The 1,111-nt window shown below is 45.5% G+C and carries 2 protein-coding genes; one reads left to right on the forward strand and one right to left on the reverse strand.

All coding sequences use genetic code 11. The annotated features are described in order from the left end of the window. On the forward strand, positions 1-204 hold a 204-nt coding region (locus ACESM0_RS07375), incomplete at its 5' end, for a hypothetical protein (RefSeq protein ID WP_372905135.1). Between the two features lie 406 nt (positions 205-610). Here the strand turns inward: ACESM0_RS07375 and ACESM0_RS07380 are convergent. Next, positions 611-1,111 (reverse strand): aminotransferase class III-fold pyridoxal phosphate-dependent enzyme (locus ACESM0_RS07380; protein ID WP_372905137.1); only part of this gene is annotated, 501 nt, incomplete at its 5' end.

A 1,111-nucleotide genomic window follows, 5' to 3' on the forward strand; every position in this document is an offset into this window, starting at 1 on the left:
CCAGTTTCATGTTTTAACCAACTCTCTCTGTTCGGCGGATGGAGGGCTATGGGTCTTCTTCCCCCGGTTTCATCCTTGGCTATTGATATGGCATCCCTTCAGGGTTTTGATAGTAATCTGTTTCAGCGTACTTGTCTTTATGCGATTCTCACAAGCAAACATTGGCAATTCAAATCCGGAGCGGATGCCCTGAAAATTGTCTAGTCCGTCAGGACGGGGGCCATAGTAAATAATTTTGCCCCCGAACAGAATGCCCAAAACAGTTCTCATACCAGCGTTGAGGTAGATCATGACCATGGGGTATTCTACCCCGATGAGTTTAAACATAAACAACATAAATCAAATCAATCCCGAAGGGATATAAGAACATAGCCCCGTGCGTGAGCGCGGGGTAGGTTATCGACCAGATCGATTCCGCCGAATAGAGAGATCTGAAATTAATCTGATCAGAATTGAGGCGGTATCTCCCGAGATTTATCGGGAATTTCTAAACCTGCCGGTTCCAGATAATATTGTTAAAAGCAGAGTTTTGATAAATCCTTCTCCGTACTCAGAATAGAAATATCATTCTCTCACCATTTGGTATTTCGCCATTACAAACCAACGGTTTTTACATATCACACATTAGTTTCGCAATGCCGGCAGCTTCATCGGCCGCACGCACGGTTTCATCCAGCATGTCATATGTGAGCGTATTGGCCAGGAACCAGCTCTCGAATGGAGATGGCGGTAGATATATACCCCGCTTTAGCATCTCATGGAAGAATACCTTAAAGAACTCCTGATTTGTAGTATTCGCCGTTTTAAAATCGGCAACCACTTCTGGTGTAAAGAAAATACTGATCATCGAGCCAACCTGATTCATGTAGTAGTCCAGCTCGTGCTTATTCAAAACTATCTGCAGACGCTTCTTCAGATATTCTGTCTTCTCCTCCAGTTCAACATATATCTCCGGATGCTTTTCCAATGCGCTTAGCTGAGCAAAACCGGCACTCATGGCCAGCGGGTTGCCGGAAAGTGTCCCTGCTTGATAGACATCCCCGACCGGAGCAATCACATCCATAATCTCCTTTGTCCCTCCAAATGCGCCTACCGGAAGTCCACCACCAAT

Source organism: Rhodohalobacter sp. (assembly GCF_041686455.1).
Classification (GTDB): domain Bacteria; phylum Bacteroidota; class Rhodothermia; order Balneolales; family Balneolaceae; genus Rhodohalobacter.